Below are 26,050 nucleotides of genomic sequence, written 5' to 3' on the forward strand. Positions count from 1 at the left end.
ATGGCAAAATGCTGGAAGTTTTTGGTACTGTCGTTTCGTTTTCTAACAACAATAAGATAAAAACGGACTTTCCCATGATAAAAAAAACGTTGTTCGTACCCATCGCCGGCTGTCTTCTGGCGATGGCCTGCGCCCAGGCGGGCGCCGCCCCCAATCCCTACTCCAGCTTCATCGTGTTTGGCGACAGCCTCAACGATGCCGGCCAATTTGCCGACCCGGACGGCCCGGCCGGCGCCACCCAACGCTTTACCAACCGCACCGGCCCGCTCTATCTGGACGGAAGCGGCGAATCCTACTCTCTCAACTCCACCCAACTGCTGGGCGGACGGTTGGGCTTTTCCGACGATGAAACCGCAGCCTCCACCTCGGCGGTTCGTGCCAGCGAAGGCCAAGCCGATGGCAACAACTGGGCCGTGGGTGGGTATCGCACCGACCAGATCCTCGAGTCGATTACCGGCGTTTCCGACACGGGTGAGCGCAGCCGTGACGGGTACCTGCTGTCCAACGGCCTGCGTGCCGACCCGAACGCGCTGTATTACCTTTCCGGCGGTGGTAACGACTTTCTCCAGGGCCTGGTACTGACGCCTGCCCAGGCGAACGCCGCCGCGGACCGCCTGGCCGACAGTGTCCAAGTGCTGCAAAACGCCGGTGCCCGTTATGTAATGGTCTGGCTGCTGCCCGACTTGGGCCTCACCCCTGCGCTCAATGGCACGCCTTTGCAGGACGCCGTTTCGCAGCTCAGCAACCAGTTCAACCAGCAACTGGTCACGCGGCTGCAAGGCATTGATGCCGAAATCATTCCACTGAACGTTCCGCTATTGCTGCAGGAAAGTTTCGCCGATCCAGCACGATTCGGCCTCGCCACCGGCGAGAACCTCACCGCCACCTGCTTCAGCGGCAACGGCTGCACGGAAAACCCCACCTATGGCATCAACAGCGCGACGCCAGACCCCACCAAGCTGATCTATAACGACTCGGTCCACCCCACCGAGGCCGGACAGCAACTGATCGCCGATTACGCCTTTTCCCTGCTTGCGGCGCCATGGGAGCTGACATTGCTGCCGGAAATGGCACACTCGACCCTGCGCGCTCATCAGGATGAATTACGCAGCCAGTGGCAATCGGATTGGGAGAACTGGCAGGCCGTCGGCCAATGGCGGGCAATTGTCGCCGGCGGCGGCCAGCATCTGGACATGGACAGTCAAAGCAGTGGCGCCAGCGCCGACGGCAGCGGCTACAGCTTGAATGTCGGGGGCAGCTATCGTCTCAACGAGGCTTGGCGCGTGGGTGTAGCCGCCGGTTTCTACCGCCAGGACATGGAGGCAGGCAGCAACGATTCGGACTACAAGCTCAACAGCTACCTGGCTACCGCTTTCGCCCAGTTCCAGCAAAACCGCTGGTGGGCCGATGCGGCGTTGACCGGCGGCAAGCTCGACTACGACAACCTGGAAAGAAAATTCGACCTGGGCGTCAACGAGGCGCAGGAAAAGGGCGACACCGACGGTCATCTGTGGGCATTCAGCACGCGGTTGGGCTACGACATCGCCCAACCGGGCAGTCAGTGGCACCTGTCACCGTTTATCAGCGCCGATTATGCGAAGGTGGAAGTCGACGGCTATTCAGAAAAGAGCAGCCGCTCCACCGCCCTGACCTTCGATGATCAGACCCGCGACTCGAAACGCCTGGGCATTGGCTTGCAAGGCAAATACAACTTCACCCGTCAGACCCAGGTGTATGGCGAATATGCCCACGAACGCGAGTACGAAGACGACACCCAAAAGGTGAACATCGCCCTCAACAGTCTGCCGGCCAATGATTTCACGCTTGAAGGCTATACGCCGCAGAGTCATTTGAATCGCCTGAGCCTGGGGGTCAGCCACAAGTTGACCAACGATCTGGCCCTGCGCGGCGGTTATACGCTGCGCAAGGACGATGACTTTACCCAGCAGGGGGTGAGTGTCGGGGTCAGTCTGGATTTCTAAAGAAGGCGGCTTGCTTCTGTAGGAGCTGCCGGAGGCTGCGATCTTTTGATCTTTTGATCTTTTGATCTTTTGATCTTTCGCTTGAGACTCAAGTGTCTGGGGAAAGATCGCAGCCTCGTTGCACTCGACAGCTCCTACTCAGTTCCTACGCAGCTCCGGAACGGTTCAGTCGCTTGGGGTCTGCTCGGCCAGCGCTACGGCACGGAACATTGCCCGGCGCTTGTTCAGGGTTTCTTCCCACTCCAGCACCGGCACCGAGTCGGCCACGATTCCGCCGCCGGCCTGTACGTGCAGTTCACCGTCCTTGATGACGGCGGTGCGGATGGCAATGGCAGTGTCCATGTTGCCGTTCCAGGCAAAATAGCCCACGGCCCCGCCATACACCCCACGCTTGACCGGTTCCAGTTCGTCGATGATTTCCATGGCGCGGATCTTAGGTGCGCCCGACAAGGTTCCGGCCGGCAGGATGGCCCGCAGGGCGTCCATCGCCGTCAGCCCGGCCTTCAACTGGCCCGTGACGTTGGAGACGATGTGCATCACGTTGGAATAACGCTCGATGACCATCTTTTCGGTGAGCTTCACCGAACCGACTTCCGAGACGCGCCCGGTGTCATTGCGGCCCAGGTCGATCAGCATCAGGTGCTCGGCGATTTCCTTGTCATCCGACAGCAGGTCCTCTTCCAGCGCCCGGTCGGCTTCCTCCGTGGCGCCACGGGGACGAGTGCCAGCGATAGGCCGCACAGTGATCAGGTTGTCTTCGACCCGCACCAGCACTTCGGGGGAACTGCCCACAACGTGGAAGTCACCGAAGTTGAAGAAGTACATGTAAGGCGTCGGATTGAAACAGCGCAGCGCCCGATATAAATCGATCGGTGCGGCCTTGAAGTCAATGGACATCCGTTGCGACGGCACCACCTGCATGCAGTCGCCGGCCAGGATGTATTCCTTGATGGTGTCGACGGCCCTCTCGTAATCGTCCTGCGTGAAGCTGGAACGGAACACCGGGTCGGCCGCCGTCTGTTTGCTGAAATCCAGGCCAGGACGCGGCGTGATCGGCTGCCGGAGTTTTTCCAGCAGCGCCTGAAGACTTTTCTGACCTTGCTCGTAGGCGTCTTCCTGGGACGGATCGGCCAGGACAATGGCGTGCATCTTGCCAGCGAGGTTATCGAAGACGACGACTGCATCAGAGACCATCAGCAGAATGTCCGGCACGCCCAGCGGGTCTGGGTTCGGGCAGGTGCCCAGGCGCTTTTCCACGTAGCGTACGCAGTCGTAGCCGAAATAACCCACAAGGCCCCCGTTGAACCGCGGCAGACCGGGGATGGTGGGTACGTTGTAGCGGGCCTTGAAGGTTTCGACGAAGGCCAGCGGGTCTTCGACTTCCAGACTTTCGATCTCGACGCCGTCGTGGGTCACGCTGACACGATGGTCATGGACCCGCAGCACCGTGCGGCACGGCAGGCCGATGATGGAATAACGGCCCCATTTCTCGCCGCCCTGCACCGACTCGAGCAGGTAGGAGTTGGGCTCATCGGCCAGCTTGAGGTAGATCGACAGCGGTGTGTCGAAGTCGGCCAGGGTTTCGCAGGCAAGCGGGATACGGTTGTAGCCGGCAGCGGCTAGACGCAGGAATTCTTCGCGGATCATGGTGTGCCTCGTGGCAGGAGGAGCTGACAGTCAGGTATGCAAACGCGCCGGCTAACCGGCCAGGATCAGGTCAGGCGCGCCAACGCCAGCGGGCCAGGGCCTTCATGACTTTCATCCAGAGTTTGCGAGTGACCACCACGATGGCGTTTCCAGAAGAGGATTGAACAGCGTCGGGCAACGTTATCTCAGCGGCCGGGTCCAGGCAACCGGGAATTAGCAGGCGCAAATCGTCGATCACCAGCGTGGGAAACTCTTCGGCAATCGGCCGGCCATGGTTGTAGCCGTAACTCAACGCCACACATTTGACCCCAGCCGCTTTCGCCGCCAGCACATCGCTGCGCGAGTCGCCGACGAACAGCGATTGAGAGGCCGGAATATTGGCCATTTTCATCACGAAAAACAGCGCGGCCGGGTCAGGCTTTTTCTGTGGCAGGGTATCGCCACCGATGATCCAGCGAAAATAACGACCGATTTTCATCTGATCCAACAGCGGCGCGACAAAACGCTCCGGCTTGTTGGTGATCAGGGCCATTTCCACGCCTTGCTTGTGCAGCCACTTGAGGGTGGAACGCACACCGGGGTAGACGACCGTCAGTTCGTGATTGCCTTCATAGGCTTCGTTGAACAACTCCAGCGCCCGCTCGGCCTCGGCGTCATCGACGCCCTGGGCATCGATGTGGTTGGCCAAGGCCCGCCGCACCAGCATGGGCGCGCCGTTACCGACCCAGTGGCGCACAGCGTCAATTCCGGCGGCCGGACGACCGAGCTTGAGCAGCATGTTGTCCACGGCCGCCGCCAGGTCCGGCACCGAGTCGACCAGAGTGCCGTCGAGGTCGAACATCACCAGACGCGGCAAACTGCCGGGAAACAGCTGCTCGAAGCCGCTCATGGACGGGCCAGAGCCAGTTCAGCGCGCATCTTTTCAATGACCTCTTTGTAATCCGGCGCATTGAAAATGGCCGAGCCTGCGACAAAGGTGTCGGCACCGGCCTCGGCGATTTCGCGGATGTTGTTGACGTTCACGCCACCGTCGATCTCCAGGCGGATATCACGGCCCGATGCCTTGATCAGTGCGCGGGCTTCACGCAGCTTGTCGAGCGTGCCGGGAATGAACTTCTGCCCGCCGAAGCCCGGGTTGACGCTCATCAGCAGGATCATGTCGACCTTGTCCATCACGTACTTGAGCACGTCCAAGGGCGTCGCCGGGTTGAACACCAGACCGGCCTTGCATCCGCCTTCGCGGATCAACTGCAGGGAGCGGTCGATGTGCTGGGTGGCTTCGGGGTGGAAGGTGATGTAGGTGGCACCGGCCTCGATGAAGTCACCGACGATGCGATCCACCGGGCTGACCATCAGGTGCGCGTCGATCGGCGCCGTGACGCCGTACTTGCGCAGCGCCGCGCAGACCATCGGGCCGATGGTCAGGTTGGGGACGTAATGGTTGTCCATGACATCGAAGTGCACGATGTCGGCGCCGGCGGCCAGAACGTTGTCCACTTCCTCGCCCAGGCGGGCAAAATCGGCAGAGAGAATCGACGGAGCAATAGCGAAGGGCTGCATGACGCACCTGTTTTGAGCGAAATCACGATGGCGCGCATTGTATACCTCAAGATTTGGCGCGCCCACCGTGGCAGACGATCAATACGCCGCGCGGTAGATCTTCTCGATATCGCTGGCGCTCAGTTTGCGTGGATTGTTGCGCATCAGTCGTTCGATTCCGGCCGCCTCCACCGCCATGGACGGGATTACCTCGTCCGTCACCCCCAGACTGCTCAGGCCCTGGGGGATTTCCACGGCAGCACACAGCGCAACCATGGCCTCCACGGCTTCGTCAGCGGCTTCAAGGTCGCTCAGGTGCGCGGTCTTAATGCCCATGGCTTCGGCGATGTCGCGCATGCGCTCGACGCAAGCCATCTTGTTCCATGCCATGACGTACGGCAGCAACAAGGCGTTAGCCACACCATGGGACACGTGAAAACGCCCGCCCAACGGATACGCCAGCGCATGCACCGCCCCGACCCCGGCATTGCCAAACGCCATGCCGGCCATCAGGCTTGCCGTGGCCATGTCTTCGCGAGCCTGCAAATGAGCGGGGTTGGCGTAGGCTTTGGGCAAGGCGCGGGTGATCAGTTTTATTGCGCCGATAGCCAAGGCATCGGTGATCGGCGAGGCATTGAGCGACAGGTAGGACTCGATGGCATGCACCAGTGCATCGACGCCACTGGCGGCGGTCACGCTTCGGGGGCAGGTGAGGGTCATCTGCGGGCTGACCAGCGCCACGTCCGGCAGCAGATAATCGCTGACGATACCTTTCTTAAGCTGCGCGGCCTTGTCGGAGAGGATGGCCACGTTGGTGACTTCCGAGCCGGTCCCGGCCGTGGTGGGGATGGCGATCATGGGCGCGCCTTTGCGCGGGACCTGGTCGACCCCGAACATATCCTGCAGCTCGCCGTGGTAACCGGCGTAGACCCCCACGCATTTGGCAATGTCGATGGCACTGCCGCCGCCCAGGCCGATCAAGCCGTCATGGCCGCCGTCGCGGTAGGCCTGCATGCAATCTTCGACGATGGCGATTTCCGGATCGGGCATGACCCGGTCGAAAACCTCGTAATCGCGCCCGCCCAAATGTTGCAACGCCAACTCCACAGTGCCGGACTTGACCAACGCGGCGTCGGTGACGATCAACGGGTTGTCGACATCCAGCCGGGTCAGCTCGGCCGCCAGTTGCTCGATAGCAGCGGCACCGGTGATCAGTTTGTGGGCGATCTTGAATGAGGAAAGACTCATGTGCGCGGCCTCTTGTTCGAGTATGGGCTGGCACAAGAATAGCTCGGTATTTAAGGTTGTCTTGCATTCAGCCCATGAATACCCCGCAAACCTGTGGGAGCGGGCTTGCTCGCGAATGCGGTCAAACATTCAACCTATTTGCTGAATGACACACCGCTTTCGCGAACAAACCCGCTCCCACATTGGTTTTGCGTTGGACCTCAGACTTGGGTGGTGCGCAGTTTCTCGCTACGCCCGCGCAACCACTCCAGGGTCAGCAAGAGGATCACCGAGAAGACGATCAGCAGCGTCGCGGCGGCGGCGATGGTGGGGCTGAGGTTCTCGCGGATGCCGCTGAACATCTGCCTTGGCAACGTTGCCTGCTCGGGACCGGCCAGGAACAGCGTCACCACGACTTCATCGAACGAGGTCGCGAAGGCGAACAGTGCGCCGGAGATCACGCCTGGGGCGATCAACGGCAGGGTCACGCGACGAAACGCCGTCAAGGGCGAGGCCCCAAGGCTGGCCGCGGCCCGAACCAGATTGTAATTAAAGCCCTGCAGGGTTGCTGACACGGTGATGATGACGAACGGTACGCCCAGCACGGCATGGACCACGATCAGCGAGAAGAAACTGTTGCCCATCCCCAGCGGCGCGAAGAACAGGTAACTGGCCACCCCGATGATCACCACCGGCACCACCATCGGCGAGATGACCAGGGCCATCACCAGCGCCTTGCCCGGAAAGTCGCCACGGGTCAGGCCAATAGCCGCCAGGGTGCCGAAAACCATCGCCAGGAGCGTCGCCGCCGGGGCCACGATGACGCTGTTCCTCAGCGCCCGCATCCACTCCGCCGAGGCGAAGAAGTCGTGGTACCACTGCAACGAAAAGCCTTGCAACGGGTACACCAGGAAGCTGCCGGAGTTGAACGACAACGGAATGATCACCAGCACCGGCAGGATCAGGAACAACAGGATCAGCCCGCAGAATATGCGCAAGCTGTAGAACCACACCCGCTCGACGGGGGACATGTAAGGACTCAGCATTTCGATCTCCCCTCAGCTCAGGCGCAGGCGACTGGCGCCCACCAGCCAGTTGTAAATCAGATACAGCACGACGGTTGCCAGCAACAACAACCCGCCGAGCGCCGTGGCCATGCCCCAGTTGATACTGGTGTTGGTGTAGAACGCGACGAAATAGCTGACCATCTGATCGCTCGGGCTGCCCAGCAGCGCCGGGGTGATGTAGTAGCCGATGGCGAGGATGAACACCAACAGGCAACCGGCGCCGACACCGGCATAGGTCTGCGGGAAGTACACGCGCCAGAAACTGGCGAACGGATGGCAGCCCAGGGAAATCGCCGCACGCATGTAAGTCGGCGAGATGCCTTTCATCACGCTGTAAATCGGCAGGATCATGAACGGCAGCAGGATGTGGACCATGGAGATGTAGACACCGGCGCGGTTGAACACCAGCTCCAGAGGCTTATCGATAATACCCATGGCCATCAGGCCACTGTTGATCAGCCCGCCCGATTGCAGCAGCACGATCCACGCCGCCACCCGCACCAGGATCGATGTCCAGAACGGCAACAGCACCAGAATCATCAGCAGGTTGCTTTGGCGCGACGGCAGGTTCGCCAGCAGGTAAGCCAACGGATAGGCCAGGACCAGGCAGATCGTGGTAATCACCAGGCCCATCCAGAATGTACGAGCAAAAATATCCAGGTAGATCGCCTGGTCGGGGGTGGCCGGGGCCAGTTCCCCCAGATCATCGATGCGATGATCGACGGCCGCCAGCAGGTAATACGGAGTGACATCACTGGTGTTGCGGCGGATCACCTGCCAATACGCCGGATCGCCCCAGCGTTCGTCGAGGTTCTCCATCGCTTCTTTATAGGAGACCGGCTCAGTGGCGAACGGCAGCGCACGAGCGGTCTTGGTCAGCAGGCTGCGATAGCCGGCCAGTTCCATGTTCAGGCGCTTGGACAAATCGCCCAAGGTTTGATTCTTGCGGGCCTCGGCGAGGTCTTCGCTGGCGGCTTTGTATACCGGCTCGCCGGGCAACCCACGTCCATCCCAGGCAGCGACCGCGGCGACGGTGCGCGGCATGCCGTTGACCACTTCCGGGTTGCTGACGCTCTTGAACAGCAGCGCCACGATCGGCACCAGGAACACCAGCAACAGAAACAGTACCAGCGGCGCGATCAAGGCCTGGGCCTTCCAGCGGTTGACCCGCTCGGCGCGCTTGAGCCGCTGCTTCAAGGTGGGGCTGGTGCCCGCGTTCAGTGGAACGGCGATGGCCATGGCGAACTCCGGAAATCTTTGATCAATGCGAAGGTGGGAAGCCACCTCGATCGTTAAATTCATACCGTTTAAATGTGGGAGCGGGCTTGCTCGCGAAGGCGGAGCGTCAGTCGACAATGTTGCTGAATGTGCTGACGTCTTCGCGAGCAAGCCCGCTCCCACAGGGTGGGCAAGCCCACCCATCACAGAGTGTTAATTACTTCGCCGCCCAGGAGTTGAAGCGCTGTTCCAGTTGCTCACCGTTATCAGCCCAGAAGCTGACGTCGATCTGCACTTGGTTGGCGATGTTTTCCGGAGTGGTCGGCATGTCTTTCAAGACATCCTTGGACAACAGCGGAACAGCCTGAGTGTTGGCCGGGCCGTAAGCGATATTTTCCGAGTAGGTCTTCTGCTGCTGCGGTGCCACCGAGAAAGCGATGAATTTCTTCGCAGCTTCAGCGCGGGTCTTGTCCAGGCCGCGTGGGATCGCCCAAGCGTCGAAGTCATAGATGCCGCCGTTCCACACCACTTTCAGGTTGCTTTCATTCTGCACCGCGGCGATCCGACCGTTGTAAGCCGAGCTCATGACCACGTCACCGGAAGCCAGGTACTGCGGCGGCTGGGCGCCGGCTTCCCACCACTGGATGTTCGGCTTGAGTTCGTCGAGCTTCTTGAAGGCGCGATCCTGGCCATCCTTGCCGGCCAAGACTTTGTAGACGTCTTTAGGTGCGACGCCATCGGCCATCAAAGCAAATTCCAGCGTGTACTTGGCGCCTTTGCGCAGGCCACGCTTGCCTGGGAATTGCTTGGTGTCCCAGAAGTCCGCCCAACTGGTTGGCGCGGTTTTCAGTTTGTCGGCGTTGTAGGCCAGCACAGTCGACCACACGAAGAAGCCCACGCCGCAAGGCTGAATGGCGCCCTTGACGTAGTCTTCGGCCTTGCCGAACAGCGCCGGGTCCAGTTGCTCGAACATGTCTTCGTCGCAACCACGGGACAGCTCCGGCGACTCGACTTCCACCAGGTCCCACGAAACGCTCTTGGTGTCGACCATGGCCTTGACCTTGGCCATTTCACCGTTGTATTCACCAGCGATGATCTTGCCATTGCCGGCCGCTTCCCACGGTGCGTAGAAGGCTTTGACCTGAGCCGCCTTGTTCGCCCCGCCGAAAGACACCACAGTCAGGTCCGGGCCCGCCGCCATCGCGCTTGCCGCACCCATCATGCCCAGGGTCAGGGCTGTGAACTTCAGGGATCTCAACATTTATTGTTCTCTCCACGTGCAGGGTTGGTGTTGGTGAAGCAGGGGGCGATCAGTTCGCCTCTAGAAGGGGATCGAGCGCACGCACATGCTCGACTTGCCAGCCAAGCGGAACCACGTCCCCAACCGCGAGCCCGGGATCGAGTTCGGCAATTGGTTGTTTCACAAAGAAGTCGTTCTTGCCACAGACCTCCAGGCGAACCCGGACGTGGTCGCCCAGATAGATGAATTCCGCCACCCTCCCTGAGAAGCGGTTGACACATTGTTCGCTTGCGCCGTTGAGGCTCACCCGTTCCGGGCGGATCGACAGGGTCACCGGTTCGCCGGGTTTGCCGACGTTCACCGCCAGGGCCTCGACCTTTTCACCGCGCCCCAGCTCTACCAGGCAACGATCGCCGGTGTGGCTGTGCAGGCGGCCGTTGAGACGGTTGTTCTCGCCGATGAAGTTGGCGACGAAGGTGTTCTTTGGCTCTTCGTAGAGGGTGCGTGGCGGGGCAATCTGCTGGATTTCGCCCTGATGGAACACCGCTACGCGGTCGGACATGGTCAAGGCCTCGCCCTGGTCATGCGTGACATAAACCACCGTCACACCGAGGCGCTGATGCAGATGCTTGATCTCCATCTGCATGTGCTCACGCAGTTGTTTGTCCAGCGCGCCGAGGGGTTCGTCCATCAGCACCAGTTGCGGTTCGAACACCAATGCCCGGGCCAGGGCGACGCGCTGTTGCTGGCCGCCGGACAACTGCGCCGGATAGCGTTGGGCAAACGTGTCCAGCTGGACCATGCTCAAGACGCGCTTGACCCGATCACTCACGTCGCTTTTATTCAAACCGCGCACAGTCAGCGGGAATGCCAGGTTCTCGGCAACGGTCATGTGCGGGAACAAGGCATAGTTCTGGAACACCATGCCGATGTCGCGCTTGTGGGGCGGCACGTTGTTGATGGAGCGCCCGGCCAGCTGGATCTCCCCGGCGGTGGGGGTTTCAAACCCGGCGAGCATCATCAGGCTGGTGGTTTTGCCGGAACCGGACGGCCCGAGCAGCGTCAGGAATTCGCCTTTGCGAATGTCCAGGTTGAGGTCCTTGACGATCAGGTTCTCGCCGTCGTAGCTCTTCTGCACACCACGAAAGCTGACCAACACATCACTGGCCCCCGCGCTTGAATCGACCTGGCTCATACCCGCACCTTTTGTATTGATGACTGCTTGTGAATCAAGCCTAGTGGAGCCTGGGGGCCGCGAAAATCGGGACGCAGGAGAGAATGGCCTCAGCCGGATGGAAGAGTCGGTGTAGGGATTTCCCTACAAGGATGGCGGGATTGGGTAAGAGCAGCGGCAAGTTATGAGCTGCAAGCCGCAAGCAGGGGTAAAAGCGGTGTTGGGGCGTGTCGTAAATGGATATGCCGGCGCATCTATCCTGTGGGAGCGGGCTTGCTCGCGAAAGCGGTGTGTCAGTCGACAAATGCGTTGAATGTACGATCGCCTTCGCGAGCAAGCCCGCTCCCACAAGGGAATTCGGGGGATGCTAGAGCAACTTATGCTCCATCGCGTACTTCACCAGTTCCGCCAAGGAAGTGATGTTGAGCTTCTGCATCAACCGCGCTTTGTGGGTACTGATGGTTTTGCTGCTCAAGGCCAATTGCTGGGCGATGTCATTGACGTTGGCCCCTTGGGCCAGGCGCTCGAAGACCGAAAACTCACGCTCGGACAGCAGCGAGTGCAGCGGTCGGCTGTCGGTCAGGCCCACTTCGAAAACCATGCGGTCGGCCAGCTCCGGGTCGATGTAGCGCCCGCCAGCCGCGACCTTGCGAATCGCCATGAGCAGCAAGGCCGGGTCGCTGTCTTTGGTCGCGTAACCCGCGGCGCCGACCTTCAGCGCCCGCGCCGCCATTTGCGCCTCGTCGTGCATCGACAACACCAGGATGGCCGGCGGATTGTTCAACGCGCGGATCCGCGGAATCGCCTCCAGGCCATTGACGCCCGGCATGGAGATATCCAGCAGCACCACCTCGCAGGGCACATGCCGCAAGGTCTCCAGCAATTGCTCGCCATTGCTCGCCTCCCCCACGACCACCAGATCCTTGGCCAGGCCAATCAACTGTTTAATACCTTCACGGACGATGGTGTGGTCTTCGGCTACCAGTACACGGATCACGTTTTTCTCCAGATTCAGAATCTCATCGCGAGCCTGCTCGCGATAGCCTCAGGCAAGCCTAGCGAAAGCCATCAGGCCTCGGTCAACGGTACCCGCACCGCCAGGGTCGTACCCTCCCCTGGTTCACTTTCCAACGATAACTGCCCGCCCATGATCAACACCCGCTCCCGCATGCCGACCAGGCCAAAGGAGGTCGGCCGACCCGTGGCGGGGACGAATCCTACACCGTCGTCGCTCACCGTCAGACAGAGTTGGTCGTCTTCCTGCACCAGCGTCAGTTCTACAGTATGCGCCTGGGCATGGCGCATCACATTGGTCAGCGCTTCCTGGAGAATCCGAAACAGACCGATGGCCTTGGCATCGCTCAAGGGTGGCAGATTGTCCGGCACCTGCACCAGGCAGGGGATCTGTGTGCGCGCCTCGAAACGCCGCGCCTGCCATTCAATGGCGGAGGCGATGCCGGCATCAAGGATCGGAGGTCGTAGCGCCGTCGCCACATCCCGCACCAACTGGAACAGTTGGGCAATCAGGCGCTTCATGCTGTTGAGCCGCTCTTGCAGGCCCGGGTCGAGTTGCGCATAGGCCAGTTCGCACATGGACGTTTCCAGCTTCAAGACCGTCAACATCTGACCCAGCTCGTCGTGGACTTCCCGGGCAATACGCGCCTTTTCCTCTTCCCGCACGCTCTCCAGGTGCGCCGACAATTCGCGCAGTTGTTCCCGGGAGCTGGCCAGTTCAAGTTCGATGCGCTTGCTTTCGGTGATGTCCCAGACGATGCCGTCCCAGACGTAGGCCCCGTCCTCAAGACGACGGGTAATGGCCTTGATCTCGGCCCAGCGCTCCCGACCTTCGCGGGTCAGGATGCGGCCCTGCCACGACCAGTCGCTGTCGCTGTCCAGCGCCTGGTCCTGAGTACGGTGGTAGCTGGCCTTGTCCTGAGGGTGGACGAGGCTGCGCAGGCCGGTGTCACTGCGGGCCAGGGTCGCGGGTGAATAGCCCACGAGGCTTTCGCTGCCTTCACTGATGTAGGCAAAGTCGATCTGCCCGGTCACCGGGGCGCGCTCCAGGCGAAAGACCAGGCCCGGGACGTTGGCGGCGATGCCCTGCAAGCGCGCCTCGCTTTCGCGCAGCGCCGCCAGCGCACGACGGCGCTCGGTGACGTCGTTTATGTAGACCACCAGGTATTCGGCATCGCGAAAACGCAGGAAGCTCAAGGAAACATCGGCCGGAAGAATACTTCCATCGGCCCGCACGCATTCGGTTTCGAAACTTTGTGGCCCATCCTCGCTGGCCCGGGCACGCTTCCACAGGTTCAGCCAGCGATCCATGTGCAGGCCCGGTTCGAAGTCGATCAAGGGTCGTTCAATGATGCCGCCTGGCGCATAGCCCAACATGATTTCGGCGGCGCGGTTGGCATAACGTACATGGCTATCCCAATTGACCCAGAGAATGCCGACAGTGCTTTGATCGATGGAAAATTGCGTCAGGCGCAGGGCTTCCTCGCTGGCGGCCCGCTGGGCAATGTCTTTTCGCGCATTGCGCAGGCGCCGCTCCAGTGCCCTTTGCTCACGTCGCTGCCAGAACACAATGGCTACGCAGCTCAAGAGCAGGGCCAGCAGCAACAGGGTCAGGTTTTGCCAGAACCCCGGCGAATCGGTCAAGCGTGGGTACTTGGGTTTGAGCCAGCGACTGTGCAGTTGCTCCAGCTCCTTGGCCGGGATCGCCTGCAAACCGCTTTCGATGATGTCGGCCAATTCTGGCCAATCCCGGCGAGTGGCGACGCGCAACAGTTGCGGCAGCCCGATATCGCCCACGACCACCAACCCGGAGAATTCAGGCTCGACCATCAGTCGCCCCAATTGCGCCTCATCGACCACGGCGTAGCCGGCCTGTTGACTCAACAACAGTTGCAGGGCCTGGCGTTCCAACGGTACGCCTTGAAGATTCAACGTCGGGTAATTGCTGCGCAAATAATCGGCCGTGATACTGGGCATGCGCACCGCCACCCGCACGTGAGCATCGAGTTTTTCCAGCTCGACCCCTTCGGCGCCTTTCTTCTGGCCCACGATCAATTGCGGCACGCGCATGTAGGGGTCGGAGAACCGCCAGAGTCGCAAACCGGCCGGGGTCTGGGTCAGCCCTGGGGCAACATCCACCTCACCGGAGCGCAACGCGGCTTCCAGTTGCGCCACGTCCTGGAAGTTGCGCCAGGTCAGTTCGACATTCAGCGCCTTACCCAACCATTGCATCAGCTCGACATTGGTGCCGGACAGACGCTGCAAGCGCCGGTCATATTGCGCATACGGCGCCTGCAGCACGAGGCCGACGCGCAGTTGCGGATGCCGGACCAGCCATTGTCGCTGGCCCTCGTCCAGTTGCACCCCAGTTAACGACGGTGCGGGCGCAGCCCACGCCATCAAGGGAAGCCACAAACAGCCGATAACCCACAGGCAGCAAAAACGCATCATTGAAGTCTCATGCACTGACAAATACTGACCAACCCATTAGGCTGCCGGAAATACTTCTGGTCATGGAATATCCGATGCCCTTTGTTTATCGCCTGGCATTGCCAGCATTGTGCCTGTCGCTGATCCTGCCGAGTGCCTTTTCTGTACAGGCTGAAGAAGCGGCGCCCGCAGCGGCGGATCAAGCCACCGAGGAAAAACCGGTCGAACGTCCGCCTTTGCTCGAACGCAGCGAAGAAGAAGCGACGGCACTTGAACGGGAGATCCCGGCCCAGGAGCAACAACAGCTGCAAACCGGCAGCGACACCTTCCTGGCGCTCTGGAAACCAGCCAACACCAGCGAACCCAAGGGCACGGTCATCATAGTCCCCGGCGCTGGCGAAACTGCTGACTGGCCTCAAGTGATTGGCCCGATGCGCAAAAAACTACCGGATATCGAGTGGAGCAGCCTGAGTATCACCCTGCCGGACCTGCAAAGCGATGTCATCGCACCGCGCGTGGTGGAAACACCGCCCGAGACCAAACCGGCCGACGTGGCTGGCGCGGCACCGGACGCCACGACCGCAGCACCGATTGAACAAGTGGCGGGCGGCGAGGCCGACGCGGTGGATCCGGTCGTCGCCCAAACCAGCGAGGACCACCTCCTGGCCGATGCCGAACGTATCTATGCCCGAATCGATGCGGCACTGGCCTACGCCGAACAGCAGGGCGCCCGCAGCATTGTTCTGCTGGGCCATGGCACCGGCGCCTATTGGGCAGCACGTTACCTGAATGAAAAACAGCCTTCGCAGATCGAGCGGTTCGTGATGGTCGCCGCCCAGACCCCGGCCACAGTCAAACCCGCCCTGGCCGAACTGACCCCCACCTTGAAACTGGCGACCGCCGACATCTTCTACATGGACAAACCGCAGGATCGAAATGAAGCACTTGAACGCCTGCAGGCGAGCAAACGCCTTAAAGGTTCTAGCTTCAGTCAGGTATCGCTCAAAGCAGTGCCCAACTCATCGGCACAGCAGGAACAGCTGTTTCGTCGGGTTCGGGGTTGGCTGAACCCGCAGAAGCCGGGGGAGTGAGGCTTATACAAGCCCCAACCCAGCCCGCGTTGTGATCCCTTCTAGCGAAAATCCCGGCGCTCGCGGATCAACCGATAAGCGTTGTGCAACTCCCGGGTTTTGTCGGTGGCGTCACGCACTTGCAATGGCGTCGCCCCGCTGCCGGCAATCTTGTCCGGGTGGTGACGGCTGAGCAGGCGGCGGTAAGCCCGCTTGATCTGCGACGGCTCGCTGGTGGCCGAAACCCCCAGCAAGCGTAACGCCTCCTGATAGGTCGCTCCGCTGTTGGGTAACGACGGTTTGTGTGGTTCGTAATCCACCGCCAGTGCCTGGACCTGTTGCGGCGTCCACCCCAGCCATTTGCCCCACTGGGCGAGCAACTCACGCTCGCTGGTGCCCGCGCGACCGTCGGCCCAAACCATCCGCCAACAGGCCCGCAGCACGCCTTCAGCTGCATGAGGCTGGGTCGCAAGGCGACGCAAATAACCGCGCAGATGATCGTTTCCGGATTTACCCCGGTTGAATGCGGCAACGGCCCGGCGTTGTGCCGGTTCGCTCAGGTCCAGCGCACGCATCTCCTGACGAGCCTGCTGGATGTGCCCATCCACCACTCGTCCATCGCTCTTGGCCAGCCGGCCAAGCAATACAAACAGCAACTCATCGTTGCGTAATGCCGGGCGACCACCCAAGCGCTCGCGCACCTGCGCCCAGCCCTGCAGATTAAGTCGCCGATCCAGCGCCTGTCCTAATAATGCTCCCAGCATGGCCCCCGGAATGCTGGCTATGGCAAAGCCCGCCCCGGCTCCAATCAGAGTCCCTGGCCACCACATATCAACGGCTCGCTTCTATCAAGGTTTCAACCTGCGCCAAACGTTCATGAGTCCCCACATCCACCCAGTGTCCCTTCAGGTGCTCGCCGCTGACCTGACCCTCGGCCATGGCCTTGCGTAGCAGCGGTGCGAGTTTGAACGCGCCGTCCAGGCAGCCCTCGAACAACCGTGGATGCAAGACGGCAATGCCGCTGTAGGTCAGTTTGTCGGCAGCCGCCCCGCCATCATGAATCTGCCCGTCGGCCAGGATGAAATCGCCGCCCGGATGATGTTCGGGATTATCCACCAGCACCAGGTGCGCCAAGCCGTCCAGAGGTCGGCGCAAGGCGCTGAAATCGTAATCGGTCCAGATGTCGCCGTTGACCACCAGGAACGCTTCCTCGCCCAGTAACGGCAGGGCGCGGAAAATGCCACCGCCGGTTTCAAGCGGCTCACCTTCGGGCGAGAAATGAATGCTCACGCCGAAACGCGAACCGTCCCCCAGATAATCTTCGATTTGCTGACCGAGCCAGGCGTGATTGATCACGATGTCCTTGAACCCGGCGCGAACCAACGCACGCAGATGGTATTCGATCAAGGGGACACCGCCGGCACGAACCAGCGGTTTGGGCGTGGTGAGGGTCAAGGGCCGCATGCGCTCCCCTTTACCCGCCGCCAGGATCATCGCTTTCATGCCGTCGCTCCGGCCGACTGACGCAGGCTGGAGAGCAACTGATCCAGTTCCGCCAGTTCAGGGCGACGGGCAATGACCGCTTCTATATAGGCAAAGAAGCGTGGCACGTCAGCCAGGTAGCGCGGTTTGCCGTCGCGGTGGCAAATACGCGCGAAAATACCGATGACCTTGAGATGGCGCTGCACCCCCATCAGGTCGCTGGCCCGCAGGAAATCCTCGAAGTCCAGCTGGACCGGGATGCCGAGCACACCGGCCTGCTGCCAGTAATCCTCGAGCCAGCCACGCACGCGCTCCTCGGGCCAACTGAGAAAAGCATCCTTGAACAGACACGTGACGTCATAAGTCACCGGGCCATAAACCGCATCCTGAAAGTCCAGTACGCCGGGGTTCGGTTCGCTGAGCATCAGGTTGCGCGGCATGTAGTCGCGATGGACCAGCACTTTCGGCTGAGCCAGCGCGCTGTTGATCAGCAGGTCGCTGGCCTGTTGCCAGAGCGCTTGTTGAGCAGCATCCAATTCGATACCCAGCTCATGCTTGACGTACCACTCAGGAAACAGCTCCAGCTCCCGACGCAGCAAAGCGACGTCGTAGCTGGGCAGTGGCGCGACCATCGGCAGTTGTTGGAAAGCCAGCAGGGCCTGCAGGGCGTCACGGAATAATGCGTCGGCATTGTCGCCGTTGATCACGTCCAGATACGTCTGATTGCCCAGGTCATTGAGCAAAAGAAAACCGCGCTCGAGGTCTTCGGCATAAATTTTTGGCACGTTGATGCCGGATTTTGCCAACAAAAAAGCAATGTCCACGAAGGGTTTGCAGTTTTCCTGGGGCGGTGGCGCATCCATCACGATCAAACTGCGGCCCTCGCCTTCCCAGCGGAAATAACGGCGGAAACTCGCGTCGCTGCTGGCCGCGGTCAACGTGGCCGGGGGTACGGCGCCCCAGCCCTGCTGAACAAAAAGGATCGGCAGCTGCTCATCGAGCCAAACTTTCAGGTGTTGCAGGCGTACATCTTGGTCAGGCATTGCAAGGGTCTCCGACGGCGCTAGCCGTCAAGCGGGTCATGCTTTATTATCCAGCATCTTTTTCAGACCATCGAGAGGCGTGCGGCCCACACCGCGGGCAGATGGCACGCAGGAAGCCCGGACTAATAAGATGGCATTGAAATCCCCCGCGTTTCGTAAAAAATTTCCGTTGCTGGTCACCGGCAGTCTGCTGGCCCTGCAACCCTTGGCCTCTTCATTCGTCGTCGCGGCGCAGCAGTATGACTGCTCCGTCTCCGCTTCGGGTGCCTGGGACTGTTCGCCCAAGACGCCGGCTGCTGCATTGCCGCCACGTCCGGTGCATGACGGCAGTGCGGTTTCCGCCAGCGGCGAGGCCCCGGCCGACAGCGGCTCGGGCGAAGAAGCTGGCGACAAGCCGGTGCTCGTCACCGAAGCCAAAGGTCGCGGCCTGAAGTCTCGCAGTGCGGACTACAGTCACCTGGACTGGGTTCCACGGGAGAACCTCACCCCTGCCCAATTGGCCGAAACCGGTCCTTATTGCGCCGGTGCCTATATCGAACCCGTTCGTCCTGGCATGAATGACAAGACGGACAAAAGCGACGCGCCGACCTTCCTCGGCGCCAAGGCGTCGCGCTACCAGCAGGAAGAACAGGTGGCAACGCTGGCCGGCGACGTGGTCATGCGTCAGGGCAGCATGCAGGTCGAGGCCGACGAGGCCAACCTGTACCAGGCTGAAAACCGCGGCGAACTGAGCGGCAACGTGCGCGTTCGCGACAACGGTGCGCTGATCGTCGGCGACCACGCCGATGTGCAACTGGACACTGGCGAAGCCAAGGTCGACAACGCCGAATACGTGATGCACAAGTCGCGCATCCGCGGTAACGCGCTGTACGCCAAGCGTGCCGAAAACGCGATCATCCGCCTCAAGGATGGTACGTACACCACGTGTGAGCCAGGCAGCAACGCCTGGACACTCAAGGGCAACAACATCACCCTGAACCCGGCTACCGGCTTCGGCACCGCCACCAACGTGACGCTGCGGGTCAAGGACTTCCCAGTCCTGTATACGCCGTACATCTATTTCCCGATCGATGACCGTCGCCAGTCCGGCTTCCTGCCGCCGACCATCGGCACCGGCAGCGATACCGGCTTTTTGCTGGTCACCCCGTATTACTTCAACCTGGCACCCAACTACGATGCCACGTTGTACCCGCGCTACATGAGCAAGCGCGGCCTGTTGATGGAAGGCGAATTCCGCTACCTGACCAAATCCAGCGAAGGTCAGTTCGGTGCGGCGTACCTCAACGATGAAGACGATGAACGCAGCGGGCAGTCCGACTACGACAAGACCCGCTACATGTACAACTGGCAGCATAAAGGCGGGCTCGATTCGCGTGTGCTGACAGAAGTCGACTACACCAAGATCAGTGATCCTTATTACTTCCAGGATCTGCAGTCCGACCAGATTGGTGTCGAGTCTCAGGAATTTGTAAATCAACAGGGTGCTGTCAGCTATCGGGGTGACAACTACGTTGCGCGGCTGAATGCCCAGGCTTACCAGATGGCGACGATTTCGAAGATCACGCCGTATAACCGCCTGCCGCAGATCACCTTCAATGGCACCCTTCCCCAACAGCCGTATGGTCTGGATTTCGCCTACAAGACGGAACTGGTGCGGTTTGATCGGGATTTGCGGACCGGTAACTATACCGATGAGGACGGCAACACCGAGCCGTGGCTGGACAACAACGTTCGCGGCCTGGCACGGGCTAACGGCAATCGCCTGAACCTGGCGCCGGTCATGAGCCTGCCGATGGAAGCGTCCTACGGCTTTATCAAGCCTTCGCTTAAATACCAGTACACCCAATACGATCTGGACCTGGATGGCAGGGGCAAGTCGCAGATCGCCGCACAATCGGCCGAGGCTGACCGCCTGCGGGGCACTTACAGTGGCAGCCAGAGCCGCGGCGTTCCAATCGCCAGCATCGACAGCGGCCTGTACTTCGACCGGGACACCCAGTGGTTTGGCAGCAACTACCGTCAAACCCTGGAACCGCGACTGTTCTACCTCTATGTGCCTGAGAAAGATCAGAGCGACATCCCGGTTTTCGACACCGGCGAATCCACTTTCAGCTACTCCTCGCTGTTCCGGGACAACCGTTTCTCCGGCTCCGACCGTGTCGGCGACGAGAACAAACTCTCCCTGGGCGTGACCAGTCGCTGGATCCAGGAAAACGGTTTCGAGCGCCAGCGCGTCAGCGTCGGCCAGGCCTTTTACTTCAAGGACCGCGAAGTCCAACTGCCCGGCATCGACTTCAACACGCGTGAAGATGCCAAGTCGGACGTATCGCCATACGCACTGGAATACGAATTCCGCTGGAATCGCGATTGGCGCACCACGGCCACCTACAACTGGGACCCGGACACCCGCAGCCCCCGCTCGGGCAGCGCGATGTTCCACTACCAGCCTGAAGACAACCCGAACAAGGTCATCAACGCCGGTTACCGCTACCGCAACGACCAGGTCCGCTACGACCAGACTACTGGCCAATGGTCCGTGGGTGGCGGCGACTATGGCACTCCGGGCACTCCGGGCTACGTGAAGGACTACTACAAGATCCAGCAGCACGACTTCTCGGTCATCTGGCCAGTCGTGCCGCAGTGGAATCTCATCAGCCGCTGGCAGTATGACTACAACCGCAACCGTACCCTGGAAGCCTTCGGTGGTTTCGAATATGACAACTGCTGCTGGAAACTGCGCCTGATCAACCGTTACTGGGTCGACTATGAAGAGTTCAGTCAAGCCGCCCCGGAAAACGAGAAGGGCGACCACGGCATCTTCCTCCAAATTGTCCTGAAGGGACTCGGCGGCCTCACCGGCGCCAAGGTAGAGAGCTTCCTCGACAAAGGCATCCAAGGTTATCGTGAACGTGAAGACCAAGCTTTCTGATTGTCTGCGCCCGCTGATGCTGGGCGCGCTGTTCCTGGGTACTGCGGCTAACGCTGCGGTACAGCCCATCGACAAAGTGGTGGCTATCGTCGACAACGACGTGGTCATGCAGAGCCAGCTGGACCAGCGCGTCCATGAAGTGCAGCAGACCATCGCCAAGCGCGGTGGCGGGCTGCCGCCTCCGGGCGTACTGGATCAACAAGTGCTCGAACGCCTGATCGTCGAGAACCTGCAATTGCAGATTGGCGAACGTTCCGGCATTCGCATTACCGACGAAGAACTGAACCAGGCCGTCGGCACCATTGCCCAGCGCAACAACATGACTGTCGACCAGTTCCGTGCCGCGCTGGCTCGTGACGGCCTCTCTTACGAGGATGCTCGCGATCAGATCCGCCGCGAGATGATCATCAGCCGTGTGCGCCAGCGCCGTGTGGCCGAACGCATCCAGGTGTCCGAGCAGGAAGTGAAGAACTTTCTCGCCTCCGATCTGGGCAAGATGCAGCTTTCCGAGGAACTGCACCTGGCGAACATCCTGGTTCCTACCCCGGAAAGCGCCAACTCCGAAGCCATCCAGAATGCTTACCGTCAGGCGATGGACATCTACCAGCAGCTCAAGCAAGGCGCCGACTTCGGTCAGATGGCCATTGCCAGGTCTGCCAGTGATAACGCCCTGGAAGGTGGTGACATGGGCTGGCGCAAGGCCGCCCAATTGCCCCCTCCGTTCGATCGCGAACTGAGCAGCATGGCCGTAGGTGATATCACCCAGCCAGCCCGCACGCCCGGCGGCTTCATCATTCTCAAACTGTTGGAAAAACGCGGTGGCGGTACTCAGGTGCGTGACGAAGTGCATGTTCGTCATATCCTGATCAAGCCAAGCGAGATCCGCAGCGAAGCCGAGACCAAGCGTCTGGCGGAAAAGCTTTATGAGCGTATCGAAGCGGGTGAAGATTTCGCCGAACTGGCCAAGAGCTTCTCGGAAGACCCAGGTTCTGCCCTCAACGGCGGCGACCTGAACTGGGTTGACCCGAACGCACTGGTACCCGAGTTCCGCCAGGTGATGGCCGAAACGCCACAAGGCCAACTGTCCAAGCCGTTCAAGAGCCCTTATGGCTGGCACGTACTGGAAGTCCTTGGCCGCCGCGCCACCGACAGCACCACCCAGGCTCGTGAGCAACAGGCGATGACCGTCCTGCGCAACCGCAAGTACGACGAAGAGCTGCAAACCTGGCTGCGTCAGATCCGCGACGAAGCCTACGTCGAAATCAAACTCCCTGGTGCAGACCAGGCAGCGCAGTGAAACCCAAGCGTTTCGCGCTGACACCCGGCGAGCCTGCCGGTATAGGTCCCGACCTGTGCCTGCTGCTCGCCTCGCAACCCCAGCCACATCCCCTGATAGCCATCACCAGCCGCGACCTGCTCCTCGAGCGGGCCGCGCAACTGGGGGTGGTCGTCGACCTGCTGCCCGTGACACCGGGCGCCTGGCCGGATGCCCCGGCACCCGCCAATAGCCTGTATGTCTGGGACACGCCGCTGGGCGCCCCGGTGATTACCGGGCAACTGGACAAGACCAACGCGGCGTTCGTCCTGCAAACCCTGACCCGCGCTGGCCAGGGCTGCCTGGACGGGAGTTTCGCCGGCATGATCACCGCCCCGGTGCACAAGGGCGTGATCAACGAATCCGGGATTGCCTTTTCCGGGCATACCGAGTTCCTGGCTGACCTGACCCACACCCCGCAGGTGGTCATGATGCTCGCCACCCGTGGCCTGCGCGTAGCACTGGTGACCACTCACCTGCCCTTGCGGGATGTCGCCGACGCCATCACTGCGCAACGCCTGGAGCGGGTCACGCGAATATTGCATGCGGACTTGCAGGAAAAGTTCGGCATCGCCCGACCCCGTATCCTGGTGTGCGGGCTCAACCCTCATGCCGGTGAAGGCGGACATCTGGGCCACGAAGAAATCGACACCATAGAACCCACCTTGGAGCGCTTGCGCAGCGAGGGCATGGACCTGCATGGCCCGCTGCCTGCCGACACTCTGTTTACCCCCAAATATCTGGAGCACTGCGACGCGGTGCTGGCGATGTATCACGATCAGGGCCTGCCCGTGCTGAAGTACAAAGGCTTCGGCGCGGCAGTCAACGTAACCCTGGGACTGCCGATCATCCGCACGTCGGTGGACCATGGCACCGCCTTGGACCTGGCCGGCAGCGGTAGGATCGATACCGGCAGCCTGCAGGTCGCCCTGGAAACCGCCTACCAGATGGCCGAGACCCATTTATGACCGAGCAATACCAACACCGCGCGCGCAAGCGCTTCGGCCAGAACTTCCTGCATGACGCCGGCGTAATCGATCGTATCCTGCGTTCGATCAATGCCAAACCCGACGATCGCCTGCTGGAGATTGGCCCAGGTCAGGGCGCCCTGACCGAAGGCCTGCTCGGCAGCGGTGCGCAACTGGACGTGGTGGAACTGGACAAGGACCTGATCCCGATCCTCAACCAGCAGTTCGCTGGCATGAGCAATTTCAACCTGCATCAGGGCGACGCGCTGAAGTTCGACTTCAATAGCCTGGAGGCTGCGCCCAATAGCCTGCGGGTGGTGGGGAACCTGCCGTACAACATCTCCACGCCGCTGATCTTTCATCTGCTGAGCAACGCTGGCCTGATCCGCGACATGCACTTCATGTTGCAAAAAGAGGTGGTCGAGCGGCTTGCAGCAGGTCCTGGTGGCGGTGATTGGGGTCGCCTGTCGATCATGGTTCAGTACCATTGCCGGGTCGAACACCTGTTCAACGTAGGCCCTGGGGCGTTCAACCCGCCCCCGAAAGTCGACTCGGCCATCGTCCGCCTGGTGCCTCATGCGATCCTGCCGCACCCGGCCAAAGATCATCGCCTGCTGGAGCGCGTCGTACGCGAAGCCTTCAATCAGCGTCGCAAAACCCTGCGCAACACCCTGAAATTATTACTCAGCAGCGCCGAAATCGAAGCCGCTGGCGTTGACGGCAGCCTGCGTCCCGAACAATTGGACCTGGCGGCGTTCGTGCGTCTGGCCGACAAGCTCAGCGAACAGGTAGCAGCCAAAGCCGACGCCAACTGACAAGCTCATCGCTATCGGGTGGGACGTCTGGTCTACTACCCGATACTTGGCCTAGACTGACCTCATCAGCTACGCCCGCGTCCCGCTTCGCTTTTAAGTAAGGCCTTTTTGCATGTCCGATCTTCGTTATCAGGTCGACGTCAGCGTCGCCACCCGCTTTCTGGCAGAACAGTCGCAACCCGAGCACAACCGTTTCGCCTTCGCCTATACCATTACCGTGAGCAACAACGGCTCATTGCCAGCCAGGCTGCTATCACGCCACTGGGTCATCACCGACGGCGATGGTCACGTCGAGCACGTACGGGGCGAGGGTGTGGTCGGTCAGCAACCGCTGATCGACGCTGGAAAAAGCCATAGCTACAGCAGCGGCACGGTGATGACGACCAAGGTCGGCACCATGCAGGGCACGTACCAGATGTTGGCGGAGGACGGTACGCGTTTCGATGCCATCATCAAGCCGTTTCGCCTGGCGGTGCCCGGAGCCCTGCACTGATGGCCACGTATGCGGTCGGCGATCTGCAAGGCTGCCTTGAACCGCTCAAATGCCTGCTGGAACGGGTCGCCTTCGACCCGCAGAAAGACACGCTGTGGCTGGTGGGCGATCTGGTCAATCGCGGCCCGCAATCGCTTGAGACCTTGCGCTTTCTCTACAACATCCGCGATTCGCTGGTCTGCGTGCTCGGCAACCACGACCTGCACCTGCTGGCCGCCTGGCAGAACATCGAGCGCCTGAAAAAATCCGATACCCTGAGCGAGATCTTCGATGCCCCCGATTGCGTCGAGCTGCTGGAATGGCTGCGCCTGCAAAAGCTCATGCACTACGACGAGCAACGCAACCTGGCGCTGGTACACGCCGGCATCCCCCCCCAATGGTCCTTGCGCAAGGCGCTCAAGTGCGCCGGCGAAGTCGAACAAGCGCTGCGCGACGACAACCTGTTCGGTCCCTACCTGGATGGCATGTACGGCAATGAACCGGTCAAATGGGACAACGATCTCACCGGCACCGCCCGTCTGCGCGTCATCACCAATTATTTCACTCGCATGCGCTTCTGCACCCGCGACGGTAAGCTGGACCTCAAGGGCAAGGAAGGCATTGAAACCGCGCCACCTGGCTATGCCCCTTGGTTCAAGCACAAAGAGCGCAAGACCCGTAACCTGAAGATCATTTTCGGGCACTGGGCGGCACTGGAAGGCCAATCCGACGAACCTGGGGTTTTCGCCCTCGACACCGGATGCGTATGGGGTAGCGCAATGACGCTGATGGACGTCGACTCAGGCGAACAGCTGCGTTGCGAATGTGACGAACAGGGTCACGCCAAACCCCTTCATCATCCGACCATTGCATCAGTAACGACCGCTACCATCGTTTGATCGGTGCCGCGCGTCAGGCTACAGGAGTCCCAAATGACCGCATTTAAACGTATCCGCCCGGAACAGGCCCAAGCCCTGCGTGAAACAGGCGCAGTGGTGGTCGACGTTCGAGATCCGGCCACTTTTGCGGCCCTGCACATCAGCGGCTCGACCCACCTGGATAACCACTCCCTCTCCGAATTCATCCGAAATGCCGACCTCGATGCTCCGGTCGTCGTGGTTTGTTATCACGGTAACTCCAGCCAGAGTGCAGCCGCTTACCTGGTCAGCCAAGGCTTCTCTGACGTCTATAGCCTGGACGGTGGTTTTGAGCTGTGGCGCACGATTTATCCGTCAGAAACAGCCCAAGGCAACCCTGAATAATTTTTTATGACGCCCCGAACCCACGCCATCCGTGGGTTTGAGTGATGAGTGGCAAGGGGCCTGCCACAACTTATTACGCATTCAACCTTTACCTCGCCGATTCCGAACTATCCTTAGCCTCAGGCCATCCAAAACAGGGGAGAGCCGGTACACCGG

The 26,050-nt window shown here is 60.8% G+C and carries 22 protein-coding genes; 9 read left to right on the forward strand and 13 right to left on the reverse strand.

Features of this window, described 5'->3' with window-relative positions; translation table 11 throughout:
- The first annotated feature begins 74 nt into the window (after positions 1-74).
- On the forward strand, positions 75-1,982 hold the full coding sequence (estP, locus tag AAIS01_RS15930; RefSeq protein WP_343469716.1) for an esterase EstP: 1,908 nt from the start codon (positions 75-77) through the stop codon (positions 1,980-1,982).
- Between the two features lie 165 nt (positions 1,983-2,147).
- Here the strand turns inward: estP and trpE are convergent, their stop codons facing one another.
- From trpE to AAIS01_RS15980, 10 genes are all read right to left on the reverse strand, one after another.
- Entirely contained in the window at positions 2,148-3,629 is a 1,482-nt protein-coding gene (trpE, locus tag AAIS01_RS15935; RefSeq protein WP_343469717.1) for an anthranilate synthase component I, read from the reverse strand.
- A gap of 70 nt (positions 3,630-3,699) precedes the next feature.
- Positions 3,700-4,518, reverse strand: coding sequence for a phosphoglycolate phosphatase (locus AAIS01_RS15940; RefSeq protein ID WP_214912449.1), 819 nt, complete (start codon positions 4,516-4,518; stop codon positions 3,700-3,702).
- On the reverse strand, positions 4,515-5,189 hold the full coding sequence (rpe, locus tag AAIS01_RS15945) for a ribulose-phosphate 3-epimerase (RefSeq protein WP_092400955.1): 675 nt from the start codon (positions 5,187-5,189) through the stop codon (positions 4,515-4,517). The genes AAIS01_RS15940 and rpe overlap by 4 nt, the downstream gene beginning before the upstream one ends.
- A 78-nt stretch (positions 5,190-5,267) precedes the next feature.
- Positions 5,268-6,416: an iron-containing alcohol dehydrogenase gene (locus AAIS01_RS15950; protein ID WP_092400952.1), complete on the reverse strand. Its 1,149-nt coding sequence runs from the start codon at positions 6,414-6,416 to the stop codon at positions 5,268-5,270.
- A gap of 200 nt (positions 6,417-6,616) precedes the next feature.
- On the reverse strand, positions 6,617-7,441 hold the full coding sequence (locus AAIS01_RS15955; protein WP_343469718.1) for an ABC transporter permease: 825 nt from the start codon (positions 7,439-7,441) through the stop codon (positions 6,617-6,619).
- Between the two features lie 12 nt (positions 7,442-7,453).
- The gene (locus AAIS01_RS15960) at positions 7,454-8,701 is read right to left on the reverse strand and encodes an ABC transporter permease (protein ID WP_343469719.1); all 1,248 of its coding nucleotides are present in this window, start codon (positions 8,699-8,701) and stop codon (positions 7,454-7,456) included.
- A 196-nt stretch (positions 8,702-8,897) separates the two neighbouring features.
- Positions 8,898-9,941, reverse strand: a complete 1,044-nt coding sequence (locus AAIS01_RS15965; protein ID WP_343469720.1) for an ABC transporter substrate-binding protein — start codon at positions 9,939-9,941, stop codon at positions 8,898-8,900.
- A gap of 49 nt (positions 9,942-9,990) precedes the next feature.
- Positions 9,991-11,115 carry an ABC transporter ATP-binding protein gene (locus AAIS01_RS15970; protein ID WP_092400941.1) on the reverse strand — a complete coding sequence of 375 codons (1,125 nt, stop codon included), beginning with the start codon at positions 11,113-11,115 and terminating at the stop codon, positions 9,991-9,993.
- A 346-nt stretch (positions 11,116-11,461) separates the two neighbouring features.
- A complete protein-coding gene (locus AAIS01_RS15975; RefSeq protein ID WP_076383435.1) occupies positions 11,462-12,091 on the reverse strand; it encodes a response regulator in 630 nt (209 codons plus the stop codon).
- Between the two features lie 71 nt (positions 12,092-12,162).
- Positions 12,163-14,559: a PAS domain-containing sensor histidine kinase gene (locus tag AAIS01_RS15980; protein WP_343469721.1), complete on the reverse strand. Its 2,397-nt coding sequence runs from the start codon at positions 14,557-14,559 to the stop codon at positions 12,163-12,165.
- Between the two features lie 74 nt (positions 14,560-14,633).
- Here AAIS01_RS15980 and AAIS01_RS15985 point away from each other — a divergent pair, with 74 nt between their 5' ends.
- Positions 14,634-15,629 (forward strand): alpha/beta hydrolase family protein, encoded by a 996-nt coding sequence (locus AAIS01_RS15985; RefSeq protein WP_343469722.1) that lies wholly within the window; start codon positions 14,634-14,636, stop codon positions 15,627-15,629.
- A 41-nt stretch (positions 15,630-15,670) separates the two neighbouring features.
- Here the strand turns inward: AAIS01_RS15985 and AAIS01_RS15990 are convergent, their stop codons facing one another.
- Genes AAIS01_RS15990 through AAIS01_RS16000 form a run of 3 tightly spaced genes read right to left on the reverse strand, consistent with a single transcriptional unit; the run spans position 15,671 to position 18,133 of the window.
- The gene (locus AAIS01_RS15990) at positions 15,671-16,438 is read right to left on the reverse strand and encodes a TerB family tellurite resistance protein (RefSeq protein WP_092400932.1); all 768 of its coding nucleotides are present in this window, start codon (positions 16,436-16,438) and stop codon (positions 15,671-15,673) included.
- Position 16,439: 1 nt separating this feature from the next.
- A complete protein-coding gene (gene murU, locus AAIS01_RS15995; protein WP_092400929.1) occupies positions 16,440-17,111 on the reverse strand; it encodes an N-acetylmuramate alpha-1-phosphate uridylyltransferase MurU in 672 nt (223 codons plus the stop codon).
- Entirely contained in the window at positions 17,108-18,133 is a 1,026-nt protein-coding gene (locus tag AAIS01_RS16000; protein WP_343469723.1) for an aminoglycoside phosphotransferase family protein, read from the reverse strand. Before AAIS01_RS16000 ends, murU begins: the two co-directional genes overlap by 4 nt.
- Before the next feature lie 130 nt (positions 18,134-18,263).
- Between AAIS01_RS16000 and AAIS01_RS16005 the strand changes: the two genes are divergently transcribed.
- The 7 genes from AAIS01_RS16005 to glpE all read left to right on the forward strand — a co-directional run bounded on the left by AAIS01_RS16005 (position 18,264) and on the right by glpE (position 25,894).
- Positions 18,264-21,062 (forward strand): LPS-assembly protein LptD, encoded by a 2,799-nt coding sequence (locus AAIS01_RS16005; protein WP_343469724.1) that lies wholly within the window; start codon positions 18,264-18,266, stop codon positions 21,060-21,062.
- Positions 21,043-22,359, forward strand: coding sequence for a peptidylprolyl isomerase SurA (surA, locus tag AAIS01_RS16010; protein ID WP_343469725.1), 1,317 nt, complete (start codon positions 21,043-21,045; stop codon positions 22,357-22,359). Before AAIS01_RS16005 ends, surA begins: the two co-directional genes overlap by 20 nt.
- Entirely contained in the window at positions 22,356-23,345 is a 990-nt protein-coding gene (gene pdxA / locus AAIS01_RS16015; protein WP_343469726.1) for a 4-hydroxythreonine-4-phosphate dehydrogenase PdxA, read from the forward strand. Before surA ends, pdxA begins: the two co-directional genes overlap by 4 nt.
- Positions 23,342-24,160: a 16S rRNA (adenine(1518)-N(6)/adenine(1519)-N(6))-dimethyltransferase RsmA gene (rsmA, locus tag AAIS01_RS16020; protein ID WP_343469727.1), complete on the forward strand. Its 819-nt coding sequence runs from the start codon at positions 23,342-23,344 to the stop codon at positions 24,158-24,160. Before pdxA ends, rsmA begins: the two co-directional genes overlap by 4 nt.
- Before the next feature lie 112 nt (positions 24,161-24,272).
- Positions 24,273-24,653 (forward strand): Co2+/Mg2+ efflux protein ApaG, encoded by a 381-nt coding sequence (gene apaG, locus AAIS01_RS16025; RefSeq protein ID WP_047228072.1) that lies wholly within the window; start codon positions 24,273-24,275, stop codon positions 24,651-24,653.
- Positions 24,653-25,531, forward strand: a complete 879-nt coding sequence (locus tag AAIS01_RS16030) for a symmetrical bis(5'-nucleosyl)-tetraphosphatase (protein WP_343469728.1) — start codon at positions 24,653-24,655, stop codon at positions 25,529-25,531. The genes apaG and AAIS01_RS16030 overlap by 1 nt, the downstream gene beginning before the upstream one ends.
- A gap of 33 nt (positions 25,532-25,564) precedes the next feature.
- Positions 25,565-25,894 carry a thiosulfate sulfurtransferase GlpE gene (gene glpE / locus AAIS01_RS16035; RefSeq protein WP_343469729.1) on the forward strand — a complete coding sequence of 110 codons (330 nt, stop codon included), beginning with the start codon at positions 25,565-25,567 and terminating at the stop codon, positions 25,892-25,894.
- Positions 25,895-26,050 lie beyond the last annotated feature (156 nt).

This window comes from Pseudomonas halotolerans (assembly GCF_039581215.1).
GTDB lineage: Bacteria > Pseudomonadota > Gammaproteobacteria > Pseudomonadales > Pseudomonadaceae > Aquipseudomonas > Aquipseudomonas tehranensis.

Bases quoted from the DNA above. Each gene is read 5' to 3' on its own strand.
- AAIS01_RS15985 (WP_343469722.1), top strand. From the start codon at position 14,634: ATGCCCTTTGTTTATCGCCTGGCATTGCCAGCATTGTGCCTGTCGCTG.
- AAIS01_RS15990 (WP_092400932.1), bottom strand. From the start codon at position 16,438: ATGTGGTGGCCAGGGACTCTGATTGGAGCCGGGGCGGGCTTTGCCATA.
- AAIS01_RS16030 (WP_343469728.1), top strand. From the start codon at position 24,653: ATGGCCACGTATGCGGTCGGCGATCTGCAAGGCTGCCTTGAACCGCTC.
- murU (WP_092400929.1), bottom strand. From the start codon at position 17,111: ATGAAAGCGATGATCCTGGCGGCGGGTAAAGGGGAGCGCATGCGGCCC.
- rsmA (WP_343469727.1), top strand. From the start codon at position 23,342: ATGACCGAGCAATACCAACACCGCGCGCGCAAGCGCTTCGGCCAGAAC.
- apaG (WP_047228072.1), top strand. From the start codon at position 24,273: ATGTCCGATCTTCGTTATCAGGTCGACGTCAGCGTCGCCACCCGCTTT.
- AAIS01_RS15940 (WP_214912449.1), bottom strand. From the start codon at position 4,518: ATGAGCGGCTTCGAGCAGCTGTTTCCCGGCAGTTTGCCGCGTCTGGTG.
- AAIS01_RS15955 (WP_343469718.1), bottom strand. From the start codon at position 7,441: ATGCTGAGTCCTTACATGTCCCCCGTCGAGCGGGTGTGGTTCTACAGC.
- AAIS01_RS16000 (WP_343469723.1), bottom strand. From the start codon at position 18,133: ATGCCTGACCAAGATGTACGCCTGCAACACCTGAAAGTTTGGCTCGAT.
- AAIS01_RS15950 (WP_092400952.1), bottom strand. From the start codon at position 6,416: ATGAGTCTTTCCTCATTCAAGATCGCCCACAAACTGATCACCGGTGCC.
- AAIS01_RS16005 (WP_343469724.1), top strand. From the start codon at position 18,264: ATGGCATTGAAATCCCCCGCGTTTCGTAAAAAATTTCCGTTGCTGGTC.
- glpE (WP_343469729.1), top strand. From the start codon at position 25,565: ATGACCGCATTTAAACGTATCCGCCCGGAACAGGCCCAAGCCCTGCGT.
- AAIS01_RS15960 (WP_343469719.1), bottom strand. From the start codon at position 8,701: ATGGCCATCGCCGTTCCACTGAACGCGGGCACCAGCCCCACCTTGAAG.
- AAIS01_RS15965 (WP_343469720.1), bottom strand. From the start codon at position 9,941: ATGTTGAGATCCCTGAAGTTCACAGCCCTGACCCTGGGCATGATGGGT.
- trpE (WP_343469717.1), bottom strand. From the start codon at position 3,629: ATGATCCGCGAAGAATTCCTGCGTCTAGCCGCTGCCGGCTACAACCGT.
- AAIS01_RS15970 (WP_092400941.1), bottom strand. From the start codon at position 11,115: ATGAGCCAGGTCGATTCAAGCGCGGGGGCCAGTGATGTGTTGGTCAGC.
- AAIS01_RS15980 (WP_343469721.1), bottom strand. From the start codon at position 14,559: ATGATGCGTTTTTGCTGCCTGTGGGTTATCGGCTGTTTGTGGCTTCCC.
- rpe (WP_092400955.1), bottom strand. From the start codon at position 5,189: ATGCAGCCCTTCGCTATTGCTCCGTCGATTCTCTCTGCCGATTTTGCC.
- estP (WP_343469716.1), top strand. From the start codon at position 75: ATGATAAAAAAAACGTTGTTCGTACCCATCGCCGGCTGTCTTCTGGCG.